The sequence below is a fragment of the Phenylobacterium sp. genome (assembly GCF_031412415.1).
Classification (GTDB): Bacteria; Pseudomonadota; Alphaproteobacteria; order Caulobacterales; family Caulobacteraceae; genus Phenylobacterium.
Genome location: NZ_JANOCX010000221.1, coordinates 1 through 8,607, shown reverse-complemented (window position 1 = coordinate 8,607; position 8,607 = coordinate 1). Strand labels below are relative to the sequence as shown.

General features: G+C 67.4%; 8 protein-coding genes. 4 read left to right on the top strand and 4 right to left on the bottom strand.

Annotated elements, in window-relative coordinates; translation table 11 throughout:
* Both RMO04_RS10915 and RMO04_RS10910 read right to left on the bottom strand, forming a co-directional pair.
* Nucleotides 1-539, bottom strand: a 539-nt coding sequence (locus RMO04_RS10915; protein ID WP_309644815.1) for an acyl-CoA dehydrogenase family protein, incomplete at its 3' end; no start/stop codon positions are given.
* 12 nt (nucleotides 540-551) lie between these two features.
* Nucleotides 552-1,670, bottom strand: coding sequence for an acyl-CoA dehydrogenase family protein (locus RMO04_RS10910; RefSeq protein ID WP_309644814.1), 1,119 nt, complete (start codon nucleotides 1,668-1,670; stop codon nucleotides 552-554).
* A 147-nt stretch (nucleotides 1,671-1,817) separates the two neighbouring features.
* On the opposite strand from RMO04_RS10910, the gene RMO04_RS10905 reads away from it, so the two are divergent.
* Entirely contained in the window at nucleotides 1,818-2,393 is a 576-nt protein-coding gene (locus RMO04_RS10905; protein WP_309644813.1) for a hypothetical protein, read from the top strand.
* On the opposite strand, the gene RMO04_RS10900 is transcribed toward RMO04_RS10905, so the two are convergent.
* Complete coding sequence (locus tag RMO04_RS10900; RefSeq protein WP_309644812.1) at nucleotides 2,380-2,853, bottom strand: YkgJ family cysteine cluster protein; 474 nt, start codon at nucleotides 2,851-2,853, stop codon at nucleotides 2,380-2,382. The two genes, RMO04_RS10905 and RMO04_RS10900, sit on opposite strands and share 14 nt — an antisense overlap.
* Before the next feature lie 59 nt (nucleotides 2,854-2,912).
* Nucleotides 2,913-3,560 carry an OmpW family outer membrane protein gene (locus tag RMO04_RS10895; protein WP_309644811.1) on the bottom strand — a complete coding sequence of 216 codons (648 nt, stop codon included), beginning with the start codon at nucleotides 3,558-3,560 and terminating at the stop codon, nucleotides 2,913-2,915.
* A 157-nt stretch (nucleotides 3,561-3,717) separates the two neighbouring features.
* Here RMO04_RS10895 and pepN point away from each other — a divergent pair, with 157 nt between their 5' ends.
* The 3 genes from pepN to RMO04_RS10880 all read left to right on the top strand — a co-directional run.
* Nucleotides 3,718-6,336, top strand: coding sequence for an aminopeptidase N (gene pepN, locus RMO04_RS10890; protein WP_309644810.1), 2,619 nt, complete (start codon nucleotides 3,718-3,720; stop codon nucleotides 6,334-6,336).
* Nucleotides 6,337-6,445: 109 nt separating this feature from the next.
* Nucleotides 6,446-6,946: a response regulator gene (locus tag RMO04_RS10885; protein ID WP_309644809.1), complete on the top strand. Its 501-nt coding sequence runs from the start codon at nucleotides 6,446-6,448 to the stop codon at nucleotides 6,944-6,946.
* Nucleotides 6,947-7,063: 117 nt separating this feature from the next.
* Nucleotides 7,064-8,607 (top strand): PAS domain-containing protein (locus tag RMO04_RS10880; protein WP_309644808.1); only part of this gene is annotated, 1,544 nt, incomplete at its 3' end.

Sequence of the window (8,607 nt, the reverse complement as noted above, 5' to 3'; positions counted from 1 at the left end):
TTCGTCCGCACCACGACGATGCCGAAATTCGAGAACTGGGCGCCCGTTGTCCACACTTTTTGCCCGTCGATTACCCAGTCGCCGGAGCCGTCGTCGGCGCGCACGGCGCGGGTCCGCGCCGCCGCCACGTCCGACCCGCCTGCCGGTTCCGAGAACAGCTGGCACCAGATCTCCTCGCCGCGCATGGCGGGCCCGACAAACCGCTTCTTGGTCTCCTCGTCGGCGAAGGTCATGACGGTGGGCACGCACATGCCCAGGCCGATCTGGAAAGGATTGCCAGGGATCGGGTGCCGGGCCTCCTCCTCCGCGAAGATCACGCTCTGGATCGGATTGCCGCCCTGCCCGCCCCACTCCTTGGGCCAGGTGATGCAGGCATAGCCGGCGGCGGCCTTCTTGGCCTGCCAGGCCTTTGAGGCGGCCATGCCGTCGCCGCCTTCGGGGTCGCCGCCGGCCTCGCGGCTCTTGGGGGCGTTGGCGGCGAGCCACTCGCGGACCTGCTGGCGGTAGGCGGCTTCGTCGGGGGTGTCGTTGAAGTCCATGATCGATGTCCCTTAGGCGGCCGTGTTGCGACGTTCGAGGTGGCTGACGAGCCGTTCCTTCCAGACCCGAGGCGCGCCGGCCACGAGGCTGAGCTGACGCGAGCGGCGGTAGTAAAGATGGCAGTCCATCTCCCAGGTGAAGCCAATGCCGCCGTGGGTCTGGATGTTTTCCTTCGAGGCGAACCAGAAGGCTTCCGAGGCCGCGATCCGCGCGGCGCTGGCGGCCACCGGCAGCTCGGGCGCATTGGTGTTGAGCGCCCACGCGCCGTAGTAGGCGTTAGAGCGGGCCAGCTCGTTCTTCACATAGATGTCGGCCAGTTTGTGCTTGATGGCCTGATACGAGGCGATGACGCGACCGAAGGCATAGCGCTCCAGGGCGTATTCCTTGGCCATCTCCAGGCATCGGTCGGCGCCCCCGCACTGTTCGAAGGCCAGCAGCACCGCGGCGCGGTCGAAAATCTGCTCGACCAATTCCATCCCCTCGCCGGCGTTCCCGACCCGGCGGACCGGAGTGTCCTTGAAGGTCAGCTTGGCCGCGTCGCGGGTGGGGTCGAGGGTTTTCAGCATGTCGCGGCTGACGGAAGGGTCCGTCAGGTCGACCAGGAACAGGCCAGGCTTTCCGTTTTCCTTGGCCAGCACCAGCGTGACATCGGCGATATCGCCGTCGGTGACGGGGACCTTCACGCCGTTCAGCTTGCCGCCCTCGACCGTCGCCTGGAGGTTGGCGGCGGTGACCACGCCCGGGCCTTCGCTGGTGGCCATCGCGCCGATGATCTCGCCCGCGGCGATCTTGGGCAGCAGATAGGCCTTCTGCTCATCATTGCCGGCCAACAGGATCGCCTCGGCCAGGAAATAGACGGTGGAGGCGAAGGGGATCGGCGCCACGACGCGGCCCAGCTCCTCGGCGATCACGCAGAGTTCCAGATGGCCGAGGCCCAGGCCGCCGTGTTTCTCGGGGATCGCCGCGCCCAGCCAGCCCTGCGCCGCCACGGCCTTCCACAGCGCCTCGTCATAGGCCCGCGCGTCGTCGTCCAGGGTCTTGCGGACGCGGTCCGTCCCGCAGTTGGCGGCCAGGAACTTGCGCGCCTCGCCCTTGAGGAATTTCTGGTCGTCCGAGAAATCGAAGTTCATTTCCGCCCATCCCCGCCCTTGCAAGGCGGTATCTGAAGTCGCTTGGCGGGCAACATACGCCCCCTGCAGACCTTGGAAAGATTGACCTCGCGTCAAGGATTTCAGGGTCTTATGGGCGGCTGAGACGGACTGACAGGGACGCCGCGCATGGCCAGGGCAATATACCAGCGAAACCAGAAGGTCTGGGTCGAGAGCGTCGGCGCCTGGGCGGTGATCGAGAAGATCGTGCCCATCTGGGCCAAGGGCTTCGACGAGCCGGTCAAGGTCACCTACGACGTCGGCCTGGGGCGCGAATTCGCCGCCCATGAGCTGAAGCCCGAGCAGGACAGCGACCGCGAGGCGCTGACCGAGGATGGCGCGCGCTGGCGGCTGCTGCGCGCCCACAACAAGTGGCAAACCGACCAGGAAACCCGCGGCCACCCCTTCCCCGGCACCTATCCGGTGGTGGTGACCGACCCAAACGACTGGGGCGGCTGGCGGGTGCCGGGCGCGGAGTACGATCGCGACCCGCACAAGATCGAGTTCCAGGCCAGGTTGATCGCCAATGCGCCGCGCCTGCTGAGCCTCGCCCGCCAGCTGGTCCGGGTCGTGGACGACAGCCATGGCGCCGCGCCGCCCGAACTGGCCGAGATCGCCGACGATGTGCTGAAGTTGGAACGATACCTGCTGGAAATTCCGGCCGCCGAAGGCCGCGACGACGAGGACGCGGTCACCGCGGCCTAGCGCCGCGGGCCGACGCCGGTCGCGCCAGGCCGAGATCGACCTCACCCTCCGGCGTCACGTCGTTGCCGCGCCTGCCAACCCAGACGCGCAGCGTCAAGCCGCTCGCCCGGCCCTGAGCGGCCCATCCCCGGATCGCCGACAGATAGGGCTCGCGACGCCAAGCGGCGGGGGTGGAAGGTTCCACCTCGACATCCAGTCGGCGCCCCCCCTCGGCCAGGGTCATCAGGAAACCAGCGCGATCGGGCCGCCACTCTTCGCCCAGGCTGGGCGCATGAAGCCAGTAGCAGACAAACTCGCCGCAGGTCGTCGGGCGATCGACGTAGATCTGGCACCCGCAGCCTCGCTTGAACTGCTTGCACCAGACGAACTGCGGCTTCGCCAGTTCCTTGACGCCCATAAGCTTGCAGCAGAGACCGCAGTCCCCGCACGACTTGCCCTCAGCGACCACCGGTCTCGTCATCCGTCGACGGATACGACAACCCCGCGACAGTTTTGTTGCAAGAGGCCTCTAGTCGACCGTTAGAACCTGTAGCCGACCCCCGCCGAGACCACCCACGGGTCCAACTTGACCTTGGACTTCAGCGTTCCGCCGTTGATCTTGGCGTCGGTCTCGAAGAACACTTTCTTGACGTCCAGATTGGCGCTCCAGGCGCCCTGGATCGCCACGTCCATTCCGGCTTGCAAGGCATAGCCGACACCGTCGTCCAGCTTCACCGAGAAGCCGTTCTTGTCGTCGCCGCTGTAGAACATCATGTAGTTCAGGCCTGCGCCGACATAGGGGCTCACCCGCGCCGCGGGCGCGAAGTGGTACTGCACTGTGGCGATAGGAGGCAGCACCCAGGTCTTGTGAACCACGACGTCGGTCGCCGGTCCCTGCGCGCGGATCGTGTGCTGCGTCGTCCCAAGGACCAGCTCGACAGCCACATTGTCGGTGAGGAAGTAGTGGATGCCCACGGTTGGCATGACGTCATGCTGGACATCGACATGCAGCCCCGTGGCGCCGCCGACGGCCGTGCGGATAGGGTCGTCGGCGTCGGACGAAACGCCGGTGACGCGACTGTTCAAGATAATGTGGCCCTTCGCCTTGGGCTGGAAATCCTGGGCTTGCGCGGCGGTCGCGAGCGTCAACGCGGCGCCGAGCGCGAGGGCATAGGTTTTGGCCGACATCTGAAATCCCCTTACTGCGCACGGTGCGGCCGTGCTTGCGCAGTGGGATGGCGCAGGCTCGGCGCGCCGACCTTGATGGATCTCAAACAGTTGTTTGAAATTCAAAATGGGATTGCCCGGCCTCGCCCTTCGCGTCCAGATCGCCTAGATTCTCCCGATGCCCACAGAGACCCCCCAGCCGATCCGGCTCGCCGAGTACCGTCCGCCCGCCTTCCTGATCGAAGAGGTCGCCCTGGACTTCGACCTGGCGGCTCACACGACCCGCGTGAAGGCCCGGCTCAGCATCCGCCGCAACGGCGAACACGCCGACCCGCTGGTGCTGAACGGCGAGCGCCTAAAGCCGGTGTCGGTGGCGGTCGATGGCCGGACCCTAGGCGACGGCGAGCGCACCATCGACGCCGAGTTCCTGACCATCGCCAATGTGCCCGACGCCTTCGTGCTTGAAACCGAGGTCGAGATCGATCCGGAAGCCAACAAGGCGCTGGACGGCCTCTACATGTCCGGTGGCCGGTTCTGCACCCAGTGCGAGGCGGAGGGCTTTCGCAAGATCACCTGGTATCCCGACCGCCCCGACGTGCTGTCGCGCTTCACGGTGCGGATCGAGGCCGACAAGTCGTTCCGCCACCTGCTGTCGAACGGCAACCTGATGGAGTCGGGCGTCCTGCCGAACAGCCGCCACTACGCCGTCTGGAACGACCCGTTCCCCAAGCCCGCCTACCTGTTCGCCCTGGTGGCGGGCGAGCTGGACGTCCTGGAGGACACGCTGGTCACCATGAGCGGCCGCACGGTCGAGCTGCGCATCTTCGTCGACGCCGGCATGGCGCCGCGCGCCGCCTACGCCATGGACGCCCTGAAGCGTTCGATGAAGTGGGACGAGCAGGCGTTCGGGCGGGAGTACGACCTCGACCTGTTCATGATCGTCGCCGTCCGCGACTTCAACTTCGGGGCGATGGAGAACAAGGGGCTGAATATCTTCAACTCCTCGCTGCTGCTGGCGGAGCCGGCCACTGCAACCGACATGGACTACGAGCGCATCGAGAGCGTCGTCGCCCACGAGTATTTCCACAACTGGACGGGCGACCGGATCACCTGCCGCGACTGGTTCCAGCTTTGCCTTAAGGAAGGCCTGACCGTCTTCCGTGACCAGAGCTTCTCAGCCGACATGCGCGGCGCGGCCGTCCAGAGGATCAAGGACGTCAAGGCTCTGCGCGCGCGCCAGTTCCCCGAGGACCAGGGGCCGCTGGCCCATCCGGTGCGGCCGTCCAGCTATCTGAAGATCGACAACTTCTACACCGCCACGATCTACGAGAAGGGCGCGGAGGTTATCCGCATGCTCAAGACCTTGATCGGCGCGGACAAGTTCCGGGAGGGGATGGACCTCTATTTCGACCGCTGGGATGGCCACGCCACCACGGTGGAAGAATTCATCAAGTGCTTCGCCGAGGTCACAGGGCGCGACCTGTCGGCCTTCTTCGCCTGGTACGAGCAGGCCGGCACGCCCAAGCTCGACGTCAAGCATCGCTATGACCCCGAAGCCCGCACGCTGGAGCTGGACCTCACCCAGGAAACCCCGGCCACCCCGGGCCAGCCGGACAAGCGGCCCCTACCCACGCCGATCACGATTGGTCTGCTGGATTCCGAAGGCCGCACCCTGGCCTTCGAACGCGACGGCGCCGCGGTCGACGAGACCGTGGTGGTCCTGGACACCGCGCGGGCGAAGGTGACGCTGACCGGCGTGGATTCCGCGCCCATCGTCTCGGTGTTGCGGGGCTTCTCCGCGCCCGTGACGCTCACCACCGACGCCGAGCCCAAGGACCGCTACGTCCAGCTCGCCGCCGACCCGGACCTGTTCAATCGCTGGGAGGCCGGCCAGGACCTGGCGCGGGCCTTGATCGTGGCGCGAGCGACCGGCGCGCCCGACGAGGTCGGCGAGGAACGCTACGCCCACGCCTTGGGCCGCGGACTGGACGACCAGGCCGCCGACCCGGCCTTCAAGGCGCTGATGCTGGCCCTGCCCAGCGAGTCCGACCTCGCCTTGGCGCTGCAGCCGGCCGATCCCGCGGCGATCCATGACGCCCGCGAGGCCCTGCGCCAGCGGCTGGCCGTGCATCTGGCCGACGACCTGAAACACCTGCATATCGGCCTGCAGGAGCTGGGCGAGTTTTCGCCGGACGCCGCCAGCGCCGGACGCCGCGCCCTGCGCAACGCCGCCCTCGATCTGATGGCCGCCAATCCGCGTTCGGATGTCGCCGAGCTGGCGGAGGGCCATTATCGCGCCGCCGCCAACATGACCGACGCCATGGGAGGCCTCTCGGCCCTCATGTCGATCGGCGGCGAAGCTTTCGAGGCCGCCCTCGCCGACTTCTTCGAACAGTGGAAGTCCGAGCCCCTGGTCATCGACAAGTGGTTCGCGCTCCAGGCCCGCGATCCGAGCGAAGGCGCGCTGGGCCGCGTGCTGGGCCTCACCGCCCATCCGGCCTTCGACGAGAAAAACCCGAACCGCCTGCGCGCCCTGGTCTCCAGCTTCGCGAACTTCAATCCGGCGCGGTTCCACGATCCCAGCGGCGCGGGGTATCGGTTCCTGGCCGACCAGATCCTGGCGGTCGACGGCTTCAACCCGATGACCGCCGCGCGCCTGGTCGACCCCCTGGGCGGCTGGCGCCGTTACAAGCCAGAGTTGGGCGCGCTGATGAAGCAAGAACTCGCCAGGATAGTCGCCACCGAGGGTCTGTCGAAAAACGTCTATGAACTGGCGTCGAAGGCGCTCGCCGACTAGGCGAGTCTTATTGTCGACATAGCTTTCCGTCGGTTGCTGTTCGACGAAACTTGTCGTTAATTCCGGGGCTTCGTCGGAATCACCGGACCAGAAGGGAGACAGCCAGCCAATGACCGTCTCACTGAACCGCATCCGGTTCCTGATCATCGACGACAACGCCCATGCCATCAATCTGGTGAAGGCGATGCTGCGGGGCTTCGGCTCCGACCAGCTCTACGACGCCCAGACGATCGAGACGGCCAAGCAACGCATGAAGGCCAACCCGGCCGACATCGTCATCCTGGACTATATGATGGGTGAGGAAGAGGGCGTCACCTTCGCCCGCTGGCTGCGCAACGACCCCGAGAGCCCGAACCAGTTCACCCCGATCATCATGCTGACCGGCCATGCCGACCGCGATCGGGTGATGGCCGCGCGCGACGCCGGCGTGAACGAATTCTGCGTCAAGCCGGTGACCCCGGCCGACCTGATGAAGCGCATCGTCTGGGTGATCGACCACGGCCGACCGTTCGTCCGCAGCGCCAGTTATTTCGGTCCCGATCGCCGCCGTCGCGACGACCCGAAGTACACCGGACCGGAACGCCGTAGCGACCGCCAGCGCAAAACCTAGCGGCGCACGATCAAACCTTCGTCTGTGACCGTATGACTCCCGTGACGCCCGACGCTTGCCCGCGTAGACTCAGTGCTTCGGGGGCGACTCGAAACGTGGGTAGGGAGCGGACGGGCGTTGGCCAGACGCGGGGGCGAAGACGCGGCTGAGTCCAAGCCGCGCCGAAAGGCCAGCGAAGTCACGCCAGGGGTGCGTCCGCCGCCCGGCCAGAGCTTTATCCGCATCGCCATCCTCGCGACTCTGTTGCTGTTGGCCGTCTACACGGCGCTGGCTGTGGCACGCATCACCCGCGAACCCCAGGCCGCGACAGTGATCAACGCCGCCCTCGCCGGGCGCGCCGAGGCGCTGGCCGCCCGCGTTGACGCCGAGGGCATGGCCCTTCGCGGTGGCCTGCTGGCGGCGCGCGAGAGCCTGAAACGCCACAACGCCGCGCCCCCCATCGACGCAGCCGAGACAGGCCTGACCACCGGAGGCGGTTCGGCGTCGGCCGTGGCCGTGCTGTCCGATCAGGAGATCATCGCCATCGCGGGCGCTGCCGGCGACGTGGATTGGCGTGCCCTCGCCCAGGCCGCCGAGCGGTCGGGCCGCGACGTCTGGGCCGGGGTCACCGACCAGGCCAGTCCAAGGCTGGCCGTGGCCGCTCCGACCCTGACAGCGCGAGGCCGTCGATGGATCGTCGTGGTCGGCGATCCGGGCCGCATGAGCGGCCTGCTGACCACGACGACCTCCCAGGCCCTAGCCACGCCCCAGGGCCGCATCCTGGCGGCGACCGGCCCGGAGGGTCTGGCTCAGTCGCGCGACGTGAACGAAGCCTTCGCCCTGGCGCCGGCCGAGCTGAGGACCGCGGGCGGCCTGATCCGCGCCCAGCGTCCCGACGGCGCGCAGCTGGACCTGGCGGTCCGCAAGGCGCTGGGCGGCGCCGTCCTGGCCATGACCTCGGCGCCGTCAGGGCCCTCGGAGCGCGCCACCACCGCCGAGCAACTCGCCTGGCTGATGGCGCCGCTGTGCGTGGCCTTCCTGCTGGGCCTGTTGCTGTTGCAGCAGAGTCGAAAGGTCGAGAACGCTCAGCAGGCCTTCATCGACTCCGAGCAGCGTTTCCGCCTGGCGGTGGAAGCCGCCCGCTGCGGCATCTGGGAGTGGGATCTCACCACCGACCAGATGTACATGTCCGACGTCACCGGCGCGATCTTCGGCTATGGCGGCGGCGGCATCGTGCCCGGTCAGGAAGTGCTGGACCGCGTTTCCCCCGACCATCGCGAGCGGGTCCGGCAGGCCCTGTCGACCGCGGCGGTCTATGGCGGCTTCGACGTCTCCTTCCGCGTCCCCTCGCCGCAAGGCGGCCGGCCGATCTGGATCGACGCCCGGGGCCAGGCCTTCGGTGAACCGGACCGCGACGGCTATGCCCGGATCATCGGAGTGGCGCTCGACGTCACCGAGGAACGGATCGCCCAGGCCCGCGCCCAGGCCGCCGAAAACCGCCTGCGCGACGCCATCGAAAGCGTATCGGAAGCCTTCGTCCTCTGGGATCGTCACGGCCGGCTGCTGCTCTGCAACCAGAACTATCGCAACTATTTCTCCATCGAGCCTCGGCTGCTTAAGCCCGGCGCCCTGCGTGACGAGGTGAGCCGCTTCGCCCAGCTCGCCATCAAGCAGGAGATGGA